Genomic DNA, 25,346 nt, shown 5'->3' on the forward strand with positions numbered 1-25,346 from the left:
TTTATACAGCTCTTTTTTAATCCTTTGATTTAATTATAAAGGCTTCACCTTTATTAATTTTTATTTTGGCAGATTCATTTTTTATTTCATTGCTAACTCCTCTGCCAGGGTTTTCATAATTAATAATTAAATCGTCTACTTCGTATAACATTCCCTTAGTTGAATAAGAAATTTCATCTGACACATTTATTACAGATACATATTTTTTATCATCTTTTTTTAATTTATATTCTCCAACTTCAGCGTAAATCACTTCATTATGAGAATCTTCAATTTTCCCATTAATATTATTTTTAAAAAGTTTTTTTAATAAAAAGATGTTTGCTAGTTCATGGTCAAGTCTTGTGCCAAGTCCGCCTAAAATTACAATATCTTTAAAATCATTTTCTATTAAAAACTCTATGCAAATTTCTGTATCAGTTAGATTTTTCATAGGTGGAAATTTTTTTATTTCAATATTATTCTCCTTGATATAATTAAGAGAATCTTCATCTATGGAATCTAAATCTCCAAATAAAAGATCACATTTTAATTTGTGTTTATTTAGAGAATTAGCACCACTATCTGCGACAATTTTATATCTGTCAGAATATTTTTCTAAAAGTTTTTTAGAAATTTCTCTTCCACCAGTGATTAAAACTGCTTTTTTCATAATAATTCCTTGAATTTTCTTATATTATCTCTAGTTTTTTCCTTTTCGAAAATTGCTGAGCCTGCTACTAAAATATCAGCACCCGCACCTAAAACAGATTTTGCATTGTCAATTTTAACTCCACCATCAACTTCAATTAATGTATCTAAATTTCTATTTTCAATAATTTTTTTTACTTCAGAAATTTTTCTAAGAGCAGATGGAATAAATTTTTGTCCTCCAAATCCAGGGTTTACACTCATTATTAAAACTAAATCAAGTTCATCAATAATATAATCTAGAACTTCAATTGAATCACCAGGATTAAGTGCAATACCAGCTTTTATTCCGTTGGACTTAATTAATGAAATAGTTCTTTCAAGATGATTTGTAGTTTTTGGATGAATTGTCAAAATATCTGATCCTGCATCTGCGAAAAGGTCTACGTAATTTTCGGGATTTTCAATCATTAAATGTGTGTCAAAGGGAATATCTGTAAGTGGTCTTAAACTTTTTACAATTCCCGGTCCATAAGATATATTAGGGACGTAATTGCCATCCATTATATCCAAGTGAATAAAATCCACTGCTTCTTCATTTAAAATTTTAAATTCCTTCTCTAAATTTGTAAAATCAGCTGAAAGTAATGATGGTGATATCAAGAGTATCCTCCCTTTCCCTTTAATTCATTGAAAATATATTTGTAATTTTCGTATCTTGTTTCTTCTATTTTTCCTTCTTCTAAAGCTTTTTTAACTCCACATTTAGGCTCATTAATATGATTGCAATTGTTAAATTTACAATTCTCTTCGTGATTTCTAAATTCTCTAAAATAAAATTTTAGTTCATCACTTTCAATATCTAAGTCAAGCGAAGAAAATCCTGGAGTGTCAAAGATAAAGATATCATCATTGTATAAAAGTTCTGTATGACGAGTGGTGTGCTTTCCTCTTTTTGTCTTGTCAGAAACTTTTCCAATTTCAACTTCTTTACCTAAGATTTTAGAAGTTATAGATGATTTACCAGCAGCACTTACTCCGCAAAGAGCTACAGTTTTACCTTCTAAAAACTCCTTTAATTCATCTAAACCTTCATTGTCAATTGCTGATATGACAAAAGTCTTAAAGCCAGAGTTTTCATATAAATATTTTAATTTATTTGCTTCATTTTGGTCTAAGTCAGATTTATTAATAGCAATTGCAACATCAATTTCTTGGTATTCTGATTGTATAATATTTTTATCAATTAACATCAAATTGTATTTTGGATCTTTAACTGGAACAACAATTAATGTCAAATCAACATTTGCTACCCTTGGCCTTGTGAGCATATTTTTTCTGGGATATACTTTTTCAATATATCCCAGATTATCTTTTTCATATTTAAATTCTACATTATCTCCAACTATTGGATCAGTATTGGTGTGCCTAAAATTTCCTCTGGCCCTAGTTTCATATACTTCGTTGCCAGATTCAATATAATAAAATCCTCCAGTTAGCTTTATAATTTTACCTTTCATTATTTTACTTTCTCTGTTCTAATTAAATTATCATCAACATAAATATTGTATTCACCAGGTCCAATTAACTCAACATTTGAAGTGTCTCCAGCTTCAACATTGTAGTTCCAAACTGTTCTAGGGCTAATTTTATTTCCACTAGCATCTACAACTCTTTCAGCCAAAACTTTATGATTATTTCCATCATCTGGAACTTTAACCTTTACATATTTTACTTTGTTGAATTTATCGGTATTAGTATTGTTAGTTTCTTCAGCCTTTTCATTATTGCTTTCGTTTCTAGAACTACTTGTTGCTTCCTCTTCATCTTCGCTTGATCCATTTGAAATGTAAAGAGTTACTTTAGATCCCTTGTCAACAGTTTTTCCAGGACTTGGATCCATTGCATAAACTTGACCTTCTGAAACCTTATCGCTTGGTCCCTTTTCTACAGTAACATCAAAACCTAATGTCTTAAGTTGATTTACAACAACTTTTTCACTAAGACCAGTATAATCATTTAGTGTAACTGGAGTAGTGTCAATTCCCTTTGATACTAAAACTTTAACAGCTGATCCTCTTTTAACAGAGTATCCACCTTCAGGATTTGAAGAAATAATCTTTCCGCTTTCAACATCTTCATTGTATTCTTCTTCTACTGAACCAAGACTTAAAGAATTATCTTCAAGAATTTTCTTAGCGTCTTCTATGCTTAATCCTTTAAGTGGTGGAACTGCTACAGAGTCAGGAAGTTCATTAATTGAAAGTCTAACTGTTGAACCTTTCTCTACTTCTAGGCCTGCTTCTGGATCTTGCTCAAGAACAATTCCATCAGGTTGATTTTCATCTTCTACAGTATTTACATCTAGTACTAATCCTTGTGATTCAATTAGGTTTTTAGCTTCTTCTCTAGTTTTACCAACATAATTTTCAAGTGCAACTTTTTCAACTTCTGTAGTTGTTCTCATTCCATTTAAGGCTTTTGGCACTACATAAATTAGAAGTGCAATTATAAATATCGCCGAAAATATTCCCAATATTGCAGGTGCAGTAGATTTCTTTTTAGTTGTCTTCCTCGCTTTTGTAGGTCTATTATTGTCATTTTTTAGAACTCTTTGCCTATTAGGATTTCTATTAATAACAGGAGGGGTTACAACTGTTGAATCGTCCTCATCATAATTTCTATTAACGGTAAAAGTTCTTGCTCCAATTGTATAATCCTTAATATCCTTAATTAGTTCAAAAACATCAGAATATCTTTTGTTAGGATCTTTTTCAGTCATTTTTAAAACTAGAGCATCTACAGATGGATCAATATTTTTTATAATATCTGAAGGTCTAGGCATTTTAGATTGAACTTGCATTAGTGCTACTGATACTGGATTATCTGCATCAAATGGAAGTTGACCTGTAAGCATTTCAAATAAAACAATTCCAAGAGAGTAAATATCTGATCTATTATCAACTTTAGCTCCCCTCGCTTGCTCAGGTGAAAAGTAATGAACTGATCCCATTACCGCATTAGTTGCAGTAACTGTTGTATTATCAGCAACTCTTGCTATTCCAAAGTCAGTAACCTTTATTCTATCATCTCTAGTTACCATAATGTTTTGAGATTTTATATCTCTATGAACAATATGCTTAGAATGAGCTACTTTTAATGCTTCTGCAATTTGAATTGTGTAATTAAGAGCTCTTTTTTCAGAAAGCCTTCCTTCATCATTTATAATTTCCTTTAAAGTCTTTCCATCAATAAATTCCATTACAATATAATGAATGTCTCTTCCATCTACATTTTCTGATCCTACATCATAAATGCTCACAATATTTGGATGAGAAATACTTGCAGCAGCAAGAGATTCTCTTTTAAATTTTCTTATAAAATTATTGTCTTCGTTATACTCGAGTCTAAGAACTTTAATGGCTACAATTCTGTCTAATTTTCTATCATGGGCTTTAAAAACATTGCCCATTCCACCAGTTCCTATTTTTTCCAGTATTTCATATCTATTTGCTAAAACTTGATTTATCATCGCACACCTACTCATTAAATACTATAATAAATGTGATGTTGTCCATTCCTCCATTTTCTAGAGCAAGTTCCATTAACTTTTCACCTGCGTCTTCTGGAGAATTTTCTTTTATAATTTTAAATATATCAACATCAGAAACCATGTTAGTCAGTCCATCTGAACAAAATAAAAATATATCATTCTTTTCAATATTTAATGTATTCACATATACATCAATATCAGCAGTTGTTCCCAAAGCTTTGGTAAGAACATTTTTCTTAGGATGATGTTTACTTTCTTCTTGAGTTATTTCGCCAATCTCAATTAAATAATTTACAAAAGAATCATCTTTTGTAAGTTGTTCAATATCTTTGTTTAATTTATAAATTCTTGAATCTCCAACATTGGCATATACTAGTATTTCTTCTAGATTATAACCAAGAGATACTGTTGTACCCATACCTCTAAAATCATCATTATTTGCAGATTTTTCAAAAATTTCATTATTTGCATTTTTAACAGCTGTTGCCATAGTTTCAATTACATTTTGAAGTTTATAATTTTTAATATTTTCAAACTCTTTTGCAATAATTTCTGTAGCCATCTTAGAAGCTTGTTCGCCAGCTAAGTGACCTCCCATACCATCAGCTAAAATAAATAATTTTTCTGATTCATCTACATAATAAGAATCTTCATTATTTGTCCTGTAATTACCAACATTAGTAGCTGAAATCACTTTCATTTAGTTCACCTCTACACTGCGCCTTAGTTGTCCACAAGACGCGCTTATATCTTTTCCTAATTCTCTTCTAGTAGTTACATTAAATCCTTTTTCTTCAAGCATATTTTTGAAATGATTAATTTCTTGATTATTTGGTCTCTTCTCATCAAATTCATCTATTGGATTTAATGGAATTAGATTAATATGGCATTTAATTCCCTTTGCAAAACTTTTTAGTTCTTCAACATTTTTTATGCCATCATTTTGATTTTTAATCAGTGTATATTCAAATGTTATTCTATTATTTGTCTTCTCAGAATAATATATTAATGAATCTCTAAGTTTACTTAAATTATACTTTTTATTGACTGGCATTAAATTAGATCTGTCAATGTCATTTGTCTGATGTAAACTTATAGCTAAATTAATAGGTAAATTTATATTTGCTAAATCAATTATTCTATCTGCTATACCACAAGTTGAAATTGTAATATTTCTATAGCTTGTGTTATGTCCTTTTTTGTCATGAAGAAGCTTTATAAATCTTATGACTTCATCAAAATTATCAAGCGGCTCTCCACTTCCCATTAATATAAAATTAGAGACATTTATATTTAACGTATTTTCAATTTCATAGACTTGATTTAACATTTCCGCTGCAGTTAAATTTCTTACTAATCCGTCCTTAGTTGAAGCACAAAAATCACAACCCATTCTGCATCCAACTTGTGTTGAAATACATTGAGAGTAGCCATGTTTGTACTTCATAAGTACCCCTTCAATTAAATTATTGTCCCATAATTTAAAAAGTATTTTCTTTGTCTCATCTAATTTAGAATCAAAAATTTTAAAAATTTTTGTCTCAACTACATCTTCACATTTAATGATTTCTAAAGCATTTTTTGAAAGATTTGAATTTTCTATATCTTTTCTCTTTTTCTCATGTAAAAAAGTGAAAAGCTGATTTGCTCTAAAGGCTTTTTCTCCTCTTTCTTTAAAAAATTCTCTAAGTTCATCTAAATACAAAGAATTTAACTCCATATAATCACCTATTCATCTTATCATTATACCATTAGATGGGTTTAATAAAAATATTTTTTCAAATTTTGTGCGATTTTAAAGGCTATATTGAATATAGCCTTAAGAATTTCTTGTCAATAATGTTATAGAAAATCCATCAGTACCATCTGTCGATGGAAATAATTTTAAAACATCTTTATCATTTATTTTTTCAATTTTAAAATTCGGATTATTATTTATAAAATTTTCTACAACATCTTCATTTTCTATTTTTGTAACAGAACAAGTTGAATATAAAATCTTTCCAGAGACTTTCACATAATTTTTTGTATTTTCTAAAATTTCACTTTGAATTTTTGCTAGCTCTTTTATATCTTCTAAACCCTTATTCCATTTTATATCAGGTTTTTTTCTATAAAGTCCAGTTCCTGAACAGGGAGCATCAACTAAAACATAATCAAATTCATTGATAAAATCCTCATTTAAGATTGTAGCATCATTAATTATTGTTTTTATATTTATAACTCCAAGTCTCTTTGTATTTTCTTCAATTAAGTTGAGTTTAAACTGATTCTTATCACATGCAATAATCTTTCCTGTGTTATCCATAATCTCAGCTAAATGAGTTGTTTTTCCACCAGGTGCTGCACATAAATCTAGAACTTTGGAATCTTTTTTAGGATTTAAAAATTGCGAAACTAAAATTGACCCTAAATCTTGAATGTAGAAAAGCCCCTCTTTAAAGGAATTTGATTCTATGATTCCATTTGGATTTTCAATATTAATTGCATTTTTAAAATCAAGCTCACTTGTATTAAAACCTTCATCATTTAATTTTTTAATTAAAAATTTTCTATCAGTTTTTAATGTATTTACTCTAATTGTAAAAGGAGCTTTCTCATTATTCGCCTTTAACAATTTCTTTGTAAAATCTTCTGAATAATTTTCATAAAAATATTTTGTGTAAAATCTGGGATGTGAATAAAAAATAGATAAATTATCTATGCTATTTTCTACCCTAACTTTTGGTAAATCTTGCTTAGAAATATTTCTTAGGATTCCATTTGTAAAACCTATTGATCCTTTATTACCATAAATTTTAGCTAAGTTCACTGATTCTGAAACAATTGAATAATCTGGAACTTTATCTAAGAAAAACATTTGATAGACTGCCATTTCTAAGATTGTAAGAATAATTTTATGAATTTTATCAAACTTAATTTTAGAATTAGTTTCTATTACATAATCAAGATATGTTCTATTCTTTACAACTCCAGTTGCTATTTCCTTTGCAAAATTAAAATCTCTCTCGTCAATCTTTGAATGTTTTAAAATTTCTAATTGTTCTTCTAAAAAAGCTCCCTTATAAAATACGTCGTTTAATATTAAAAGAATTTTTTCTCTTACATTTTTCATTATCGTCTTCTTCCAAATATGCTTAAAAGTCTTAAAAATTGTCCTATTGCAACAAGTGTTGAAGCAACATAAGTCAAAGCTGCCGCTCCTAATACTTCTTTAGTCCCCTTTATATCTTCTTGTGAAATAATTCCATTAGCAAGAGCTGCTTTTGCTCTATTTGATGCATTAAATTCAACGGGTAGTGTTACTATTTGAAATAGAACTGCAAAGAAGAATAACGCAACTCCTAGCTTTGTGAAAAATACTGAGAAAAAGAAACCCAATATTATAAATAGAAAGCTAAGCTGAGTTCCTAGATTTGCAAGTGGAACAAGAGCTGCTCTTATTTTAAGTGGTGCGTAATCCTTTGAATCTTGTATTGCATGCCCTACTTCGTGAGCCGCAATTGAAACTGATGCAATGGAATTTTTGTTATAAACATCTCTTGATAAATTTAAGGTTTTATCTCTAGGATCGTAGTGATCTGTTAAGTTTCCATCTATCATATTAATTGCAACATAATCTAAACCATTTTGATTTAATATTCTTCTTGCTACTTCTGCTCCAGTTAAATTAGTTGACGCTTCAATTTTATTGTATTTTTCATAAGCTGAACTAATTTTCGCCTGAGCATAAATTGCAAGAATAATTCCTGGGAGTACATAAATTAAATAACTAAGATTATATCCATACATATAATTACCAAACATTTAATTACCTCCTAATAAATAATTCTCATCAAAAGAGTTCCCTCTGAGAAAATCTTCTATATCCATAACTTTTTTTCCTGGAGCTTGAATCTTTAAGACCTTAATTGCTCCATCTAGAGTTTTAATAACTAACTCATCTTTGGATTTTATTATTAAACCAGGATTTAAATCTGAATTATAATTAAATTGCTGTGCATCATAAATCTTATAAATTTTATCTTTATAATTTATTCTAGCTCCATAATGTGGACTAAGTCCTCTAATTATATTTACAATATCTTTAGAATTTTTATTAAAATCTAAATTTAAATCTGACTTTAATATTTTATTTGCATAAGTTGATTTAGCATCATCTTGGGGAGTAAAACTCACTTCATCATTTTCAACATTTTTAATAAAATCTTCTAATAAATCAGCTCCCAAATTAGAAAGCTCTTCTTCCAATTCTCCCGCGTTTTTATTACCAATTTCTGTTTCATAAATATTTGCAACTGCCCCAGTGTCTAGTCCTTCTTCAACTCTCATAAGACTTACACCAGTTTTATCAAAACCTTCCATAATAGCTCTATTAATAGGAGCAGCTCCTCTTAATTTTGGAAGAATTGAAGCGTGCACATTTATAATATATTTATTTGGAATATCTATTATATCTTTTGAAATAATTTGCCCGTAAGCCACAACTACAATAATATCTGGTTTTAAGGATTTAATCTTTTCAATTGACTCTTCTGAATTAACATCAGCAGGTTGATATACTTCAAGTCCAAGTTCCAGTGCTTTTTTCTTTACTGGCGTTTCAAGAACTTTTTTGCCTCTCCCCTTTTTCTTATCTTCTTGAGAAATTACAAGAGAAACATCACCTAAACTGTTTAATCTTTCTAGAATTGGAATTGAAAATTCTGGGGTTCCCATAAAGATATATCTCAATCTTCGTCCTCCTCTAATTCATCATCTTGAGTTATTTCATACATTTCAATTGCCTTGTCAGTGTATAAAATTCCATCTAAATGATCAATTTCATGTTGCAAGATTCTAGCTAAAAAATCTTCAGCATCCATTGTTTTTTCATTGCCTTCAAAATCATTATATTTAACTGTAATATGTTTTGCTCTTTTTACTGTCCCTTGTTTTTCAGGCACAGAAAGGCATCCTTCCATTCCAATTTCTTCTCCATCTTTGTGAGTAATTAAAGGATTAATCATATAAAATCTTTTATTATTTTCCTCTTCTCTATCATCAACTACAATTACTCTTTTTAAAATTCCTATTTGTGGTGCTGCAAGTCCCACCCCAGGAGCAAGATCCATAGTTTCATACATATCTTCTATTAAAATTCTTAGTCTTTCATTATAATTAGAAACTTCTTTTGACTTTTTTCTTAAAATTGGATCTTCATCTGTTCTTATTTTTCTAATTGCCATTTAATCACCTAAAATTCTATATCTAAATCTATATTTTTGTCTTCTCTTATTTTACAATTTATAATTACCCTATTTAGCCCTTCTATTAACAGTTTGAGGTCTCTAGGTCTCACTTTGACTGAAAACTTAGTCCTATTAATTTTTTTAATCTTTGGCATTTTTATAAAATTGGTAACCTTTAAATTAATATTATTTATATCTTCAGACATTTGTTTTAAAAATCTTTCAGCCCATTTATAAGTTAAGTTTTCATCATATGAGCTGAACTCTAACTCAACTAATTTATAAAATGGTGGATATTCAAAAACTTTTCTCTCTTCAATTTCGTATTTATAAAAATCTTCGTAATCTCCCTTAGCTGAATAATTTATAATATCGCTGTCAGGATTATAAGTTTGAATTACAACTTCACCCTTTTTCGAAGCTCTACCTGCCCGTCCAGAAACTTGTGTAATAAGCTGAAATGTATTTTCTTTAGCTTTATAGTCAGAAATATAAAGAGATAAATCCGCTGCAATTATTCCAACTAATGTAACATTTTCAAAATCAAAGCCTTTAGAAATCATTTGAGTGCCAATTATTACATCAGCTTCATGATTTTTAATAATGTCATAAAAGTTTCTAAAAGAATCTTTTTTTGAAGTTGTATCTCTATCCATTCTTACAACTCTTGCCTGTGGAAATAATTTATTAACTTCCTCTTCAACTTTTTGTGTTCCTACCCCGAATTCTTTAATGAATTTCGAGCCACAACTTGGACATACTTTAGGAATCACCTTAGTTTTTCCGCAGTAATGACAAATAAGTCTATTATTAATTTTATGATAAGTCATCGAAATATCGCAATCATCACATTTTATAACTTCTCCACAAGATCTGCAGGATATAAAGTTTGAAAAACCTCTTCTATTTAAAAATAAAATAATTTGCTGATTCTTACTTAGCTTCTCTGAAATCCTTTCTTTTAATTCATTGCTAAAGATTGAGACATTTCCTAGAATTAATTCATCACGCATATCGGCTATGCTAGTTTCTGGCAAATATGCACCTTTTTTCGCTCTGTTTTTCAGTTTTGTCAAATTATAAAATCCATTCTCTGCATAGTAATAGGATTCAACAGAGGGTGTTGCAGATCCAAGAATTATTTTTCCCTTGTCTTTTATTCTTTTAATTGCGACTTCAATAGTGTCGTATTTTAAATTATCATGAAAATCATAAGAAGAATCATGAGATTCATCTACAATTATCATTTTTAAATTTTTAAATGGAACAAATACCGCTGATCTTACACCTATTGTAATTTTCACATCTCCATTTAAAATCTTTCTGTACTCATCATATCTTTCTCCAGCGGAAAGTTTAGAATGAATTACTGCAACTTTATCAGAAAATCTCGATTTAAATCTATCAATCATCTGTGGTGTAAGTCCAATTTCTGGAACTAATACTATTACATCACCGCCATCTTCAATGACTTTAGATGCGATATTTAAATAAACTTCAGTTTTTCCACTTCCAGTTAAACCGTGAAGTAATGATACTACCTTATCAGTTTCTAAAATACTATTTACAGCATTTAATTGCTCTTCATTTAAAGTTATTTTATTTTCAACTACTTCTTCGTGGTCAACTTCTCTATTGACTTCTTTTTTAAATTCAACTATTAACTTTTTTTCAATTAATGACTTAATAGGAGAATATGAAATTCCAAGTTTTGACATAACTTCAATTCTTGAAATTTCTTTAGCATCATTTATCAAATCAAAAGTTTCTCTTTGTTTGTCAGATAATTTCTCAAGATTTCTTATATCAAAATTATCTTTAAGTTTTAGAAAATTTACAAGCTTTGGTTTCACTGTAACTAAGGGAGTATAAACATAACTTATATAGCCTTTTCTCCTTATTTTTTTAACAATATTTTTTTCGAAGGTGTCCATATCCTCGTAGAACTTACCTAAATCAATTGAATTTAAATCTTCCAAATCTTTTCCACTTGGATATTTTTCAATTTTTATTTCTTTTTTTATCTTTTGCAGGTTTCCTGGAGGAAGTATTGGGGCAAATGCCTTGGAATATCCTATTAAATATCTATCTTTCATCCATAGTCCTAAATTAATTAAATCTTCAGAAATTATAGGTTCATCATCTAGTACATCGCTGATTTCCTTTAACTTGTCAAAATGTTCTCCCTTATAATCTTTATAGACAAATAAAACTAGACCCACTCTGTAACTAGTTCCAAAATTAACTAATACACGCATGCCTGGTTTTACTTCTTCCTTCACAATATATGTATATAAGATGTCTATTTTCTTGTAATTATTTTCTATAAAGATGTCACAAAACATTTCATCACCCACAAAAGAGCTAGATTTCTCTAGCTCAATAATTTTTTAACTCTATCTAAAATTTCATCAGCAAGTTCAACTTTGCTCATTATTTCTAAATTATCTATCGAAGCAGATGTTATTATGGATGCAACATTTGTATCTGTTCCAAATCCTCCATCAGTTCTCTTGATATTATTCGCAACAATCATATCCATGTTTTTCTTTGCAAGTTTTTCTTTTGCAAATTCTTCAACATTTGTAGATTCAGCTGCAAAACCAACTAAAATTTGATGTTTCTTTTGATTTCCATAGTGTTTAGCTATGTCAGGATTTTGCTCCATTTCAATAGAACTCATGTCGCTGTCATGACCTTTTTTTATCTTTTCATCGCTATAATTTTTAGGTCTGTAATCTGCAGGAGCAGCTGCTTTAATTAATACATCACACTCATCGAAGTATTTTCCAACTTCATCGAACATATCTCTTGTACTTTTAATTCTTACAAAATTTTCAACCTTAGGAATATCAATAGAAGTTGGCCCTGAGATAAGCGTTACTTTAGCCCCTCTTTTTTCAGCTCTTTCAGCTAAGGCATATCCCATTTTTCCAGAAGACCTATTAGTGATAAACCTGACAGGATCAAGTGCTTCAACAGTAGGACCAGCTGTTATAACAAATTTCTTACCCTCTAAATCCTTAGGTGTCAATGCTCTATCTATCTCATCAACAATTTGAGAAGGTTCTAGCATTTTTCCACTGCCATAATCATTACAAGCCAGTAAATCAGTTTGAGTGTCAAGAATAATAACTCCTCGCTCTTTTAGAGTTTGTATATTCTTTTGATTTGCAACTGAATTAAGCATCACTGTATTCATACCTGGCGCAATCATAACTTTTGACCTTGATGCCATAAGAACAGTCGAAAGCATATCATCACTTATTCCATTTGCAAATTTTCCGATAATATTTGCAGTAGCTGGTGCTATAACTATAATATCAGCCCACTTCGCAAGTGAAATATGTTCAACATCCATATTAAAAAGTTGATTGAACATTTCAACATGAACTACATTATTAGACATTGTTTGAAAGGTAAGTGGTGTAACAAATTCAGTTGTACTTTTAGTCATTACAACTTTTACTTCTGCACCTTTTTTTCTAAGTAAGCTGCAAATTCCTGGAGATTTATAGCATGCAATTCCGCCAGTTACTCCTAATAGAATCTTTTTTCCTTTTAACATTTTATTCCTCTTCGTCTTCTTCAGAGTTAGTTAATTTTTCAATTTCTTCTTGTTGTAAATCTTTTAAAACTTCTTGTCTTTCTTCGTCTATTTTTGCTTCATACTCACTGTCAGACATTTTCTCACCAAACTTAATTTCACCATCTAAGATTTCTTCAATGGCAATGGTAACAGGCTTTTTGTTTTCTGTTTTAATTAATGGTGGGTTTTTATCGACAAGTTTTCTAGCTCTTTTAGATGCTAAAATAACTAATTCATATCTTGAATTACAAACTTCCTTTAATTCTTTAAAAGATGGTATTATCATTTATTATTCTCCTCTTCTTCAGCTTGAACTTCTTTTTTAATATTTTTATGTCTTTTAACTCTCAGTTTTTCAGCTGCAATAATATTTTCAATATCTTTAACAGCATTGTCAATTACATCGTTAATGACAAAATAATCATATTCTCCAACAAAATCAAGCTCTTTGAAGGCATTTTTATATCTAGTTTCAATTTCATCTTCTGTTTCAGTATCTCTTTTTACAAGTCTTGACTTTAATTCATCCATAGTAGGAGGAATTAAAAATATAAAAACAGCTTCTTTGTATTTCTTTTTTACTTGTAATGCTCCTTGAACATCAATTTCCAAGAGAACAATTTCACCTTTATCTATCTCATCAAAAACAAATTTCTTTGGAGTACCATAATAATTAGTGTGCACAAATGCGTATTCTAAAAGATCGTCATTTTCTACCATGTCTTCAAATTCATCACGAGTCACAAAGAAATAATTTTCTCCATTTATTTCTCCTGGCCTAGGAGTTCTCGTAGTGACAGAAGTAGAAAAAGTTATCTCTTTGTTATTTTTCATCAAAGCCTCACTCACAGTTCCCTTACCAGAACCTGATGGACCTGACAAAACTAATAAAAAACCGCCGTCCAAATAATCACCGTCCTCAAAAATGTTTTTATTCTAAATTTTGAACTTGTTCTCTAATTTTTTCAATTTCAGATTTAAGTTCAACAACATAACTTGAAATTTCTATATCATTAGATTTTGATCCAATTGTATTGACTTCTCTATTAATTTCTTGAATTAAAAAATCTAATTTACGTCCCATAATTTCCTTAGAATTAATTATATCATTAAAATTATGTAGATGTATCTTTAATCTCGTAATTTCTTCATCAATAGATAATTTATCTAACATTATAGCAATTTCTGTTAGAATTCTAGATTCTTCAATTTCATTTGAATTTAAATATTCTTCAACTCTTTCTCTAAGGCGAGTTTCATTCTCTTTAATACTTATTGCTGCTCTTTTCTCTACAGCTGCAATAATGTCTTTAATATCTTTTAATTTATTTGATAAGTCTTTTTTAATTTTTTCGCCTTCAAAAACTCTCATTTCAAAGAGATTATCTCTTGCAGCTTTAACTACTTCTGATAATTTTTCTTTTACAAGGTCTTGGTCAATTTCTGATTTTTCAGGCTTAAAAATATCTTCAATATTTATAATTTTAGAGAAAGTTAAATCATTTTTTATATTATATTTACTGTCTAAATCTTCACTTATATAAATATACTTTTGAAGAAGCTCATAGTCAATATTTATTTCTAAATCCTTGGAATTTAAATTTTCAAAAGTTACGAATACGTCGACTTTGCCTCTTTTTATCTTTTCTTTGATTATATTTTTTATATCTTCTTCTAAATAAAAAAGTGTCTTAGGTAGTCTAATATTTAAATCAAGATATCTATTATTTACAGATTTCATCTCTACTTTAAAGTAAAAATTTTCATCTCTTTGTTCCGCAAGGCCATATCCAGTCATGCTTATCATAATATTCTCCTTATTATATAAATAAAAAGCACTATAAAAGTGCTTTTCATTTTATTTTACAACTATATTTAAAATCTTGTTAGGAATATAAATTTTCTTTACAACATTTTTTCCATCTACATTTTTTTCAAATAATTCATTGGATTCAGCAATTTTAATAACTTCATCTTGTAAAGAATCTCTATTAATTTCAATTGTAAATCTAACTTTTCCATTAAATTGAACTGGAATTTCTATTTTATTATCTATTGTAAGCTCTTCATTATATTCTGGCCAAGACATTTCGTTTAGAACTCCACCTAAATCACATACTTGCCATAATTCTTCAGTGATGTGAGGTGCAACTGGATTTAATAAAATTAAGAAAGCTCTAAAATCTTCTTTAGTAATTTTACCCTTATCACTAAATTCATTTGATAGACTCATTAATTGAGCAATGGCAGTATTAGATTTTAGGTTTTCATAATCATTAGTTACTTTTTTAATACTCTTATGAATTTCAGAAAGTAAATCTTCACTGTACTTATCGCCATCAACTACAATTTCTTGTAAGTTCCATACTCTTTCTAAGAATCTTCTACAACCTTTAACACCATTTTCAGACCATGGTACTGGCTTTTCAAAATCACCAATAAACATTTCATAGCATCTTAATGTGTCTGCACCGTAATCTCTTACAATATCATCAGGGTTTACAACATTTCCACGAGATTTGGACATTTTTTCATTATTTCCACCAAGAATCATTCCGTGAGAAGTTCTCTTTTGATAAGGTTCTTTAGTATTGACTACTCCAATGTCATAAAGGAATTTATGCCAAAATCTTGAATATAATAAGTGAAGTGTTGTATGTTCCATTCCACCATTATACCAATCAACTGGCATCCAATAATCAAGTGCATCTTTACTTGCAAGGGCTTCATTATTGTGAGGATCAGTGTATCTTAAGAAATACCATGATGATCCTGCCCATTGTGGCATTGTATCAGTTTCTCTCTTTGCTGGCTTACCACATTTAGGACATGTTGTATTTACCCAGTCAGTCATTTTAGAAAGTGGTGACTCTCCTGAATCTGTTGGTTCATAATTTTCTACTTCCGGAAGAAGAAGTGGTAAATCTTCTTCAGATAGCGGAACATATCCACATTCTTCACAGTGAACAATTGGAATCGGTTCTCCCCAATATCTTTGTCTTGAGAAAACCCAGTCTCTTAATTTATAATTAATTTTCTTTTCACCAAGATTATGTTCAACTAAATAGTCAATCATAGTTGAAATTGCTTTCTTAACTTCAAGTCCGTCAAGTATGCCTGAATTAATCATCTTTCCAGTAGAAGTGTCTGTGTTTGCAGATTCTGAAACATTGCTTCCTTCAATTACAGGAACAATATCAAGATTAAATTTCTTAGCAAATTCATAGTCACGATCATCATGAGCAGGTACTGCCATAATAGCTCCTGTCCCATAACTCATAAGAACATAGTCAGAAATCCAAATTGGAATTTCTTTTTCTGTTAAAGGATTAATTGCCTTTAATCCCTTGATTTCAACACCTGTCTTTTCCTTAGAAAGTTCAGTTCTTTCGAAATCACTTTTCTTTTCTACTTCTTCTTTGTAGCTATTTAATTCATCGTAATTTTCAATTTCATCTTTATATTTTTGAATCAAAGGATGTTCTGGTGAGATTACCATATAAGTTGCACCATAAATTGTATCAGGTCTTGTAGTAAATACTTCAAGTTTTTCTTTATGATCTTTAAGGCTAAAAAATATACTTGCGCCTTCACTTTTACCTATCCAATTTTTTTGTTGGGTTACAACTCTGTCGATAAAATCTAAATCATCTAAATCTTCAATTAATCTATCAGCATATTCTGTAATTTTTAACATCCATTGGCTTTTTACACGTCTTACAACTTCTTCACCACATCTCTCGCAGTTTCCGCCAACTACTTCTTCATTGGAAAGTCCAACTTTACAAGATGGGCACCAGTTTATAGGCATTTCTTTCTTGTAAGCAAGACCATGCTTGAATAATTGTAAGAAAATCCATTGAGTCCACTTATAATATTCTGGATCAGTTGTGTTAATTTCTCTTGACCAGTCAAAAGAAAAACCAATTGATTTTAATTGTTTTTTAAAGTGTTCAATATTATTTTTTGTGACAATTGCAGGATGAATTTTATTTTTAATCGCATAGTTTTCAGTTGGCAGACCAAAAGCATCCCATCCCATTGGATAAAGAACATTTAAGCCTTGCATTCTCTTCATTCTAGATACAATATCAAGAGCAGTATATGGTCTTGGGTGACCTACGTGAAGACCTTGTCCTGATGGATAAGGAAATTCTACAAGGGCATAAAATTTTTCTTTATCAGAGTCATTTTCAGCCTTAAAAGTTTCATGTTCATCCCAATAATCTTGCCATTTTTTTTCTATTTCATTTGGTGTATATTTATTCATTATTTGCTCCTAAAATTCTGCATTTCCTACGGTTCTTGGAAATGGTATTACGTCTCTTATGTTTTTCATTCCTGTGATATACATAACAGCTCTTTCAAATCCAAGTCCATAACCTGAGTGAACTACTGAACCATATCTTCTTAAATCTAGATACCAGTCATAAGTATCCATGTCCATTCCAATATTTCTCATTTTTTCTTCAAGAACATCAAGTCTGTGCTCCCTTTGAGATCCACCTATGATTTCTCCAACTCCAGGAACGAGTAAGTCCATTGCAGCTACAGTTTTTTTATCTTCATTTTCGAACATATAAAATGCTTTGATTTCCTTTGGATAGTCAGTGACAAAAACTGGCTTTTTGTAAACTTCTTCAGTTATATATCTTTCGTGTTCAGTTTGAAGGTCTATTCCCCAGCTAACTGGATAATTAAATTCTCTGTCAGCTTTTTCAAGAATTTCAATTGCTTCTGTGTAAGTTATTCTAGCAAATTCGTTATTTACAACATTTTCTAATCTTTCAAGAAGTCCTTCATCTATAAATTTGTTGAAGAATTTCATTTCTTCTTTTGCATTTTCAAGAACATAATTAATTATATATTTTAGCATTTCTTCAGAAACGTCCATATTAACATTTAAATCTGCAAATGCCATTTCTGGTTCAATCATCCAGAACTCGGCAGCATGCCTTTGAGTGTTTGAATTTTCAGCTCTAAATGTTGGCCCAAATGTGTATATATTTTTAAAGGATTGTGCAAAAGCTTCCGCTTCAAGTTGACCAGAAACTGTAAGGTGTGTCTTTTTATCAAAGAAATCTTTAGAATAATCAACTTCTGTTGGTTCTGATTTTGCCAGTGCTTCAATGTCAAGAGTTGTCACTTGGAACATTTCTCCTGCTCCTTCAGCATCTGATGTTGTTATAATTGGAGCATGTACATATACAAATCCCTTTTCTTGGAAAAATTTGTGAATTGCATATGCAATTAGTGATCTAACTCTAAAAACAGCATTAAATGTATTAGATCTTGGACGAAGATGAGCAATCTTTCTCAAGTATTCCATAGTATGTCTTTTCTTTTGTAATGGATAAGATGCATCTGAAACGCAAAGTGGATTAACATTTTTTGCTTGAATTTCTAATGATTGATCCTTACCAGGAGACTTAACTAATTTGCCCTCAATTTCTAAAGTTGAGCTTATTGGATATTTGTCAATTTCAGCAAAATTTTCAATATCCTTTCCATAAACAACTTGAATTGTATTAAATGAAGTCCCGTCTGTCAGTTCAATAAATCCAAAGTTTTTTGAAGCTCTACTTGTTTTTATCCAACCTTCTAACTTTATATCTTTATCAATAAATCCATCTGGATTTGTAAAAATATCTCTAATGCTAATTGACATAATTCCTCCTATATTTTTACTTATAATTAATCAGTATATTATTATTTATAATATTTGTCAATTCTACTAAATTACTTATCTAAACCATCTAAATACTTTTTAATTTCACTTTCATAACCTATGTTTTTTGGCTCATAATATTTTCTTCCCTTAAAGTTTTCAGGCATATAATTTTGTTTAACATATGAGTTTTCATAATTGTGAGGGTATTTATATTCCTCATCTGTAATATTGTGAGGATTTCTCTTGTCTCTAATAATTTTTGGAATATTTATATTTGTTGATTTTTTTACATCTTCTAAGGCGCTATTAATTCCTAAATAACTTGCATTTGATTTTTTTGCGCCAGCTAAATAAGTTGTCATCTGCGCGAGAATAATTCTAGCTTCAGGCATTCCAACTACATTAATATTATTAAAGCACGCTGAAGCCATAACCATTGCCAATGGATCTGCATTTCCTACATCTTCTGATGCAAATATTATAAGTCTTCTTGCAATAAATTTTATATCTTCTCCGCCTTCAATCATCTTCGCAAGATAAACTAGAGCTGCATCGGGGTCAGATCCTCTCATAGATTTTATAAAAGCAGAAATGGTATCATAGTGTTCATTATTCTCTCTATCATATTTTACATTTTTTATTAAAAGAGAGTCTGATATCGTATTTTCATCTATGTTTATTTTCCCATCTATTTCATCAGATGATAAAATAGCAATTTCTAAACTATTTAATAAATATCTGCCATCTCCATTGGAATTGTTAATAAGTGTTTTTCTTGCATTACTGCTTAAATTTATGTTTTTTCTTCCAAATCCTCTTTCATTATCTTTTAATGCAATGTTTATTAAATCATTTAAGTCTTCTTCATTTAAAGGATAAAGATTTATAATTTGCATTCTTGAAAGAAGGGCTCTATTAACTTCAAAATAAGGGTTTTCTGTTGTGGCACCTATTAGTGTAATAACTCCCCTTTCAACATAAGGAAGAAGAGCATCTTGTTGAGATTTATTAAATCTGTGAATCTCATCAATAAAAACAATCGTAGAAATACTGTCGTACTTCATTGAATCTTCTGCCTTCGATAAAACTTCTCTTAATTCTTTTAAGTTTGAAGTTACTGCAGAAAGTTTTACAAAATTTTTATTTGTAGTCTTTGCAATAATACTTGCAAGTGTTGTTTTTCCAATTCCAGGAGGACCATAAAATAAAATAGAACCTAATATATCACTTTTTATTAATCTTGATAGATATTTCCCCTCGCCCAATATATGTTTTTGTCCAACAAATTCATTTAAATTTCTCGGTCTTAATCTATCGGCAAGAGGTGCCATTTTATTTAGATTTTTCTCCATATTTAAATCAAATAAATTCATTTTAATTCTTCTTCTTTACAATATTTTCAAGTTCATCAATAAATGACTGCAAATCTTTAAATTCTCTGTAAACTGAAGCAAAACGAACGTAAGATACTTCATCAAGTTCCTTTAGCTCATCCATAACCATTTCTCCTATTTCATAAGATGAAATTTCCTTTTTCATAGAATTTTCAATTTTCTTTTCTATATTTGAAACTGCTTCTTCAACTTGTGCTGCAGAAACTGGTCTCTTTTCACATGATTTTATAATTCCGTTAATAATTTTATCTCTATCAAAGGCCTGTCTATTGCCGTCTTTTTTTATAACCATAACAGGAGACTGTTCAACTTTTTCATAAGTTGTAAATCTCTTTTGACAATTTAAACATTCTCTTCTTCTTCTAATTGTATAACCTTCTTCAGTTGGTCTTGTATCCATTACTTTTGAATCTTCATATCCACAAAAAGGGCATTTCATATTTTCACCTCTTTATTAGTAAATGGTCCATAAATATGGACCATTTTGAATCAAATTACTATTTAATCTTATCACTTTAGATTTTTATTATCAATGATTATAAACTACCAAAATTTTATAAAAAAATAAGAACCACTAGAAGTGATTCTTATTTCTGATATCTTTTATCTTAATGTTTGAGCAATATTTAAGAATATTGTTATAGCTATTGAGTTGATAATATCAATTGCAAAAGCTCCTACCATTGGTAGTATAAAGTAAGCTCTTGGAGATGGGCCATATCTTTCAGTGATAGAGTCCATATTTGCAAGCGCATTATAAGTAGCTCCCATACCGAAACCACAAATACCACCAGCAAGAACAGCTGCATCATAATTTCTACCCATTGCCCAGAATGTAACAAAGTAAGCAAATAATGCCATGAATATTGTTTGAGCAAATAAGATAATAAGCATTGGTCCTGCAACATCTTTAAGATCAATTAAGTTAATGTCAATAAGAGCCATTACTAGAAATACATTTAGTCCAACGTCTCCACATATTGAGTTAGCTCTTTGATTAACTGCAAGTGATCCGCTCTTACCAATTGTATTTACGAATATACCGGCGATAATCATTGATGTTACGTAAGCTGGTAAACTCAAAGCGTTACCCATAATTGTTATGTGATCTTTAATGAATACTTGAAGTATTGCACCAAGACCAACAGATACAAAAATAAGTCCTAGAACTTTTAAGAAATCTCCAGCTTGTAGAGGAACAACTTTTTCATAGCTTCCTTCAGCATTAGTTTCTTCTAAGTTTTCTAATACATCTCTGTCAACTTTAACTTCATCAAGTGGTTTTGCAAGGTTGTGTTTTCTAATAAGAGTTGAACCAACTGGTCCACCAATTAAAGAACCCATGATAACACCAAATGTAGCTGCTGCCAAGCCGAATGTAGGAGCATTAACTAGACCTTGTTCTTCAAATGTTGTACCCCAAGCTCCTGCTGAACCGTGTCCACCAACCATTGTTACTGAACCACAGATAAGTCCAAGTAAAGAGTCAGTTCCAACAAATTGACTAAGTGCTACACCAATTGCATTTTGGAAAATAACTAGAACAGTTGATACAGTTACAAAAATTAGGAATCCCTTTCCACCTTTTTTAAGAGTATCTAAGTCTGCTCCCACACCTATAGATGTGAAGAATACCATCATAAATGGATTTTTTAAAGTTTGGTCAAATTCAAACGTACTGATTCCAGCGACTTCTAATATGAATCTAATTATAGCAAATAGGAATCCACCAATTACTGGTGCTGGTACACAGAAAGTTTGAAAAAACTTTACTTTGCTACGAATGAATTTACCTAGATAATAAATCATAATAGCAAAACCTACTGTCTGCATTACATCAAATGAAATATGCATAAACATCCTCCTTTAATTTTTTTGGATTAAACCAAATATTATGTAAATAAAAATTTAATTTATTGACTAAAATTTAAATCTAAAATTTTTACGAAAAGGATTTCATTTCACATAAACTTTTCTAAATTATGTATTTTAAATTAAAATCTGTAAATTAAATATTATTTATTTACTAAACTTATTATAACAAAAAATTAGAAAAAAATAAAAATAAATTCATAAATTTCTAACTTTGAACTATTCGAAAAAATTGTTCTCAAAAGATTAAAAAAATAGTATGTTTTTTCAAAATTATGTAACGATTCAGTGATTATTTGATGATTGTAATGTTTTGATAAACTTTCATTAACCGAAAAATTGTATTATATAAAAGATATTTTATACTTTAATAGAGTATAGTGAAATCACGCTGTAAACATTTTCCTAAAAATATGTATTAAAAAACCTCCCCTTAAAGGAGAGGTTAATGAATCTTAATATTCAACAAAATTTGAAAATTTACATCCACAGATTGGGCATGATTCTTCTTCTTCAAAAGTAATATATCCACAAACTGGACATAGGTAAATTGTTTCTACATCAAGATCTTTTCCAGCATCAACTGCTTCTTTTGCAGTTTGGAATCTATCAGCATGAACTTGTTCAGCAGCTGTTGCATATTTCATTGCTCTAACCGCTTCTTTTTCTTCTTGCATTTCTGCTACTGCAATATAAGCTGGATACATTTGAGTTGATTCAAAAAGTTCTCCATTTCTTGCAGCTTCTAGGTTTTCAGATGTGCTATTTATTCCAAATCCAGCATTAGATGTTACAATAAAATCTCCAGATTCGTCTTTAAGAGCTTTGAAGTGTAGTGTTGCGTGAACTCTTTCTGCATCTGCTGTTGCATCGAAAAGTCTTTTTACATTTTCAAAACCATCTTTTTTAGCTACATCGCCCCAGATATTATATCTAGTACGAGCTTGAGATTCTCCACCGAAAGCTGATCTTAAGTTATCACTTGTCATTTGATTCATTATAAATTACCCCCTAAATTAATAAATTCTACCATCACTTTGCCATAATTGATGGTAATAAATAAAATCTACCAACAACTATTATAGATTAATATTTATAAAAAATCAAATTTAAATAATAAAAATATAACTAATGAAAATGGCTATCAAACAGCAATTTCATCGTCTATATTTTCTATTTTTTGAGTCTGATCGAAAGCTGTTAATGCATCAATAAGCTCGTTTAAATCACCATCATTGATCGCATCAATTTTATGAGATGTAAAATTAATTCTGTGATCTGTTACTCTTCCCTGAGGATAATTATAAGTTCTAATTCTTTCTGATCTATCTCCAGTACCAATTTGGGAAGATCTTTGAGCAGATTCTTTCTCATTTTGTTCTTGGAGTTTTAAATCATATAATTTTGATCTAAGAAGTTTCATTGCTTTTTCTTTATTTCTAAGTTGAGATTTTTCATCTTGGCAAGAAATTACAATTCCAGTTGGTATGTGAGTAAGTCTAACAGCAGAGTCAGTAGTATTTACACATTGACCACCATTTCCACTCGCTCTAAATACATCAAATTTAATATCATTTTGGTCGATTTCAACTTCAACATCATCTACTTCAGGAAGCACTGCAACAGTTGCCGTAGATGTATGGATTCTTCCGCCACTTTCTGTCTCAGGTACTCTTTGAACTCTGTGAACTCCTGATTCGTATTTAAGTCTTGAGTAAGCTCCATTACCAATAATCATAAATACAACTTCTTTATATCCACCAATTCCAATTTCATTTGTGGATATTGTTTCAACTTTAAATCCGCATCTTTCTGCGTATCTAACATATTGTCTGTAAAGAACTCCAGCAAAAAGCGCAGCTTCATCTCCACCTGCTCCAGCTCTTATTTCAACCATTACGTTTTTATTGTCATTTTTATCTTTTGGAATCAATAAAATTTTTAAATCATTTTCAAGTTCTTCAACTCTTTTTGTTCCTTCATTGATTTCTTCTTTAACTAAATCCTTGAAATCATCATCTAGTTTTTCTTTTATTAATTCTTTATTTTCATTTAGAGTATTGGATACATCTTTGTATTCTCTATATTTTGTCACAATTGGCTCAATTTCAGCATGTTCAATTGCCTTTTGTTGATATAATTTTGAATCATTAATAACATTTACATCTGCTAAATCTTTTTCAAGCTCTATTAATTTATCTTCAAAAACTGAAAGTTTCTCGTACATATTTACTCCCTCATTTGTCCTACAATAACTCTATCAAGCATATTTAAATCCTTGTAAACTTTGGTAATAAAATGTTTTTTCATTAATTTTTGTAAATCTTTGGCTTGGTCATGACCAATTTCAAATACCAAAAATCCCTTAGAATTTAAATATTTAGTTGAATCTTCAATAATTTTTTTATAAAAATATAGTCCATCTTCTCCACCATCTAGAGCAAGTCTCGGTTCGTAATCTCTAACTTCAATTTGCAAGTTTTCAATTTCCTCTCTTTTAATGTATGGTGGATTTGAATAGATTATATCGTACTTACCTTGAATATTTTCAAATAAATTGCTAGCTACGATTTTTATATTTGATTTTAATAAATCTTTATTTATCTTTGCATTTTTAATGGCACTTTCACTTATATCGCATGCTACTACATCTAAATCACATTCTAGACCCATTGTAATAGCAACTATTCCAGTTCCAGTACCTATTTCAAGCATGTTTTTAATTTTATTATTTTTAACAATTTCTTTTAAAACTTCTATAGAGATTTCAGTATCCTGTCTTGGAATCAATACACCTTCCAAAACTTTAAAAGTTCTCCCATAAAAGTCCTCTTTTCCTAATATATATTGTAAAGGGACACCTAATTTTCTTTTGTTAAGTATTTCAAAATAAGTTTTTTCATCTTCTTCATTAAGTTCTTCATCCTCATGAGATATTAAATAAGAAATATCTTTTACTAAAATTTCAGATAAAATCCTTCTCGTTTCTCTTCTTGGATCAGTATAGTAAGCATCTTTAAGATACTTAAGACCCTTATAAAGTGCATCTTTAATAATCATAAATTTTTGTAATAAAAAAGGTTAGCATGGCTAACCCTAATCTCATTTATTTCTCTTATATCTTGAGTTGAATTTTTCAATTCTTCCGCCGTGATCAGAGAATTTTTGCTTACCTGTAAAGAATGGATGGCAAGCTGAACAAACTTCAACTTTTAAATCTTCTTTAACAGATCCTGTTTTAAAAGTATTTCCGCAAGCACATGTTACTGTAGCTTCTTTATATTCTGGATGAATTCCACTTTTCATTATTTTGCCCCCTTAAACTATTTTATAACTCAATTATAGTATTTTAACACAAATTAGTTTAAGATTCAAACTAATTTTTTCTCTAACTTATTATACAACA

General features: G+C 29.6%; 24 protein-coding genes. All 24 read right to left on the bottom strand.

Features of this window, described 5'->3' with window-relative positions:
* Window positions 1-16 precede the first annotated feature (16 nt).
* The 24 genes from KQI68_RS04575 to rpmE all read right to left on the bottom strand — a co-directional run bounded on the left by KQI68_RS04575 (window position 17) and on the right by rpmE (window position 25,246).
* Window positions 17-652: a thiamine diphosphokinase gene (locus KQI68_RS04575; protein ID WP_216548962.1), complete on the bottom strand. Its 636-nt coding sequence runs from the start codon at window positions 650-652 to the stop codon at window positions 17-19.
* Window positions 649-1,293, bottom strand: a complete 645-nt coding sequence (gene rpe / locus KQI68_RS04580; RefSeq protein WP_216548963.1) for a ribulose-phosphate 3-epimerase — start codon at window positions 1,291-1,293, stop codon at window positions 649-651. The genes KQI68_RS04575 and rpe overlap by 4 nt, the downstream gene beginning before the upstream one ends.
* Complete coding sequence (gene rsgA, locus KQI68_RS04585) at window positions 1,290-2,150, bottom strand: ribosome small subunit-dependent GTPase A (protein WP_216548964.1); 861 nt, start codon at window positions 2,148-2,150, stop codon at window positions 1,290-1,292. Before rsgA ends, rpe begins: the two co-directional genes overlap by 4 nt.
* Window positions 2,150-4,162, bottom strand: a complete 2,013-nt coding sequence (pknB, locus tag KQI68_RS04590) for a Stk1 family PASTA domain-containing Ser/Thr kinase (protein ID WP_216548965.1) — start codon at window positions 4,160-4,162, stop codon at window positions 2,150-2,152. Before pknB ends, rsgA begins: the two co-directional genes overlap by 1 nt.
* Before the next feature lie 7 nt (window positions 4,163-4,169).
* Entirely contained in the window at window positions 4,170-4,883 is a 714-nt protein-coding gene (locus tag KQI68_RS04595; protein WP_216548966.1) for a Stp1/IreP family PP2C-type Ser/Thr phosphatase, read from the bottom strand.
* Window positions 4,884-5,903, bottom strand: a complete 1,020-nt coding sequence (gene rlmN / locus KQI68_RS04600) for a dual-specificity RNA methyltransferase RlmN (RefSeq protein WP_216548967.1) — start codon at window positions 5,901-5,903, stop codon at window positions 4,884-4,886.
* Between the two features lie 99 nt (window positions 5,904-6,002).
* Window positions 6,003-7,298 carry a 16S rRNA (cytosine(967)-C(5))-methyltransferase RsmB gene (rsmB, locus tag KQI68_RS04605; protein ID WP_216548968.1) on the bottom strand — a complete coding sequence of 432 codons (1,296 nt, stop codon included), beginning with the start codon at window positions 7,296-7,298 and terminating at the stop codon, window positions 6,003-6,005.
* Window positions 7,298-7,990 carry a zinc metallopeptidase gene (locus KQI68_RS04610; RefSeq protein ID WP_216548969.1) on the bottom strand — a complete coding sequence of 231 codons (693 nt, stop codon included), beginning with the start codon at window positions 7,988-7,990 and terminating at the stop codon, window positions 7,298-7,300. The genes rsmB and KQI68_RS04610 overlap by 1 nt, the downstream gene beginning before the upstream one ends.
* A complete protein-coding gene (gene fmt, locus KQI68_RS04615; RefSeq protein WP_216548970.1) occupies window positions 7,991-8,917 on the bottom strand; it encodes a methionyl-tRNA formyltransferase in 927 nt (308 codons plus the stop codon).
* Window positions 8,914-9,411 carry a peptide deformylase gene (gene def / locus KQI68_RS04620; RefSeq protein ID WP_216548971.1) on the bottom strand — a complete coding sequence of 166 codons (498 nt, stop codon included), beginning with the start codon at window positions 9,409-9,411 and terminating at the stop codon, window positions 8,914-8,916. Before def ends, fmt begins: the two co-directional genes overlap by 4 nt.
* A gap of 8 nt (window positions 9,412-9,419) precedes the next feature.
* Window positions 9,420-11,759, bottom strand: coding sequence for a primosomal protein N' (gene priA / locus KQI68_RS04625; RefSeq protein WP_216548972.1), 2,340 nt, complete (start codon window positions 11,757-11,759; stop codon window positions 9,420-9,422).
* Window positions 11,760-11,788: 29 nt separating this feature from the next.
* Entirely contained in the window at window positions 11,789-12,982 is a 1,194-nt protein-coding gene (gene coaBC, locus KQI68_RS04630) for a bifunctional phosphopantothenoylcysteine decarboxylase/phosphopantothenate--cysteine ligase CoaBC (protein ID WP_216548973.1), read from the bottom strand.
* 1 nt (window position 12,983) lies between these two features.
* On the bottom strand, window positions 12,984-13,289 hold the full coding sequence (gene rpoZ, locus KQI68_RS04635) for a DNA-directed RNA polymerase subunit omega (RefSeq protein ID WP_216548974.1): 306 nt from the start codon (window positions 13,287-13,289) through the stop codon (window positions 12,984-12,986).
* Entirely contained in the window at window positions 13,286-13,909 is a 624-nt protein-coding gene (gene gmk / locus KQI68_RS04640) for a guanylate kinase (RefSeq protein ID WP_216548975.1), read from the bottom strand. The genes rpoZ and gmk overlap by 4 nt, the downstream gene beginning before the upstream one ends.
* A 25-nt stretch (window positions 13,910-13,934) precedes the next feature.
* Window positions 13,935-14,810 (bottom strand): YicC/YloC family endoribonuclease, encoded by an 876-nt coding sequence (locus KQI68_RS04645; RefSeq protein ID WP_216548976.1) that lies wholly within the window; start codon window positions 14,808-14,810, stop codon window positions 13,935-13,937.
* Between the two features lie 51 nt (window positions 14,811-14,861).
* Window positions 14,862-17,273: a leucine--tRNA ligase gene (leuS, locus tag KQI68_RS04650; RefSeq protein ID WP_216548977.1), complete on the bottom strand. Its 2,412-nt coding sequence runs from the start codon at window positions 17,271-17,273 to the stop codon at window positions 14,862-14,864.
* A 9-nt stretch (window positions 17,274-17,282) separates the two neighbouring features.
* Window positions 17,283-18,671, bottom strand: coding sequence for an asparagine--tRNA ligase (gene asnS, locus KQI68_RS04655; protein ID WP_246541245.1), 1,389 nt, complete (start codon window positions 18,669-18,671; stop codon window positions 17,283-17,285).
* Window positions 18,672-18,742: 71 nt separating this feature from the next.
* Window positions 18,743-20,047, bottom strand: coding sequence for a replication-associated recombination protein A (locus tag KQI68_RS04660; protein WP_216548978.1), 1,305 nt, complete (start codon window positions 20,045-20,047; stop codon window positions 18,743-18,745).
* A 1-nt stretch (window position 20,048) separates the two neighbouring features.
* Window positions 20,049-20,507, bottom strand: coding sequence for a transcriptional regulator NrdR (nrdR, locus tag KQI68_RS04665; RefSeq protein ID WP_216548979.1), 459 nt, complete (start codon window positions 20,505-20,507; stop codon window positions 20,049-20,051).
* A gap of 164 nt (window positions 20,508-20,671) precedes the next feature.
* Entirely contained in the window at window positions 20,672-21,922 is a 1,251-nt protein-coding gene (gene gltS, locus KQI68_RS04670; RefSeq protein WP_216548980.1) for a sodium/glutamate symporter, read from the bottom strand.
* A gap of 473 nt (window positions 21,923-22,395) precedes the next feature.
* Window positions 22,396-22,938, bottom strand: a complete 543-nt coding sequence (locus tag KQI68_RS04675; protein WP_216548981.1) for a rubrerythrin family protein — start codon at window positions 22,936-22,938, stop codon at window positions 22,396-22,398.
* Between the two features lie 146 nt (window positions 22,939-23,084).
* Window positions 23,085-24,167, bottom strand: coding sequence for a peptide chain release factor 1 (prfA, locus tag KQI68_RS04680; protein WP_216548982.1), 1,083 nt, complete (start codon window positions 24,165-24,167; stop codon window positions 23,085-23,087).
* 2 nt (window positions 24,168-24,169) lie between these two features.
* Window positions 24,170-25,000 (bottom strand): peptide chain release factor N(5)-glutamine methyltransferase, encoded by an 831-nt coding sequence (gene prmC, locus KQI68_RS04685; protein ID WP_216548983.1) that lies wholly within the window; start codon window positions 24,998-25,000, stop codon window positions 24,170-24,172.
* A gap of 42 nt (window positions 25,001-25,042) precedes the next feature.
* Window positions 25,043-25,246: a 50S ribosomal protein L31 gene (gene rpmE / locus KQI68_RS04690; protein ID WP_216548984.1), complete on the bottom strand. Its 204-nt coding sequence runs from the start codon at window positions 25,244-25,246 to the stop codon at window positions 25,043-25,045.
* Window positions 25,247-25,346: the final 100 nt, after the last annotated feature.

This window comes from Peptoniphilus ovalis, assembly GCF_018919265.1.
GTDB lineage: Bacteria > Bacillota > Clostridia > Tissierellales > Peptoniphilaceae > Peptoniphilus_A > Peptoniphilus_A ovalis.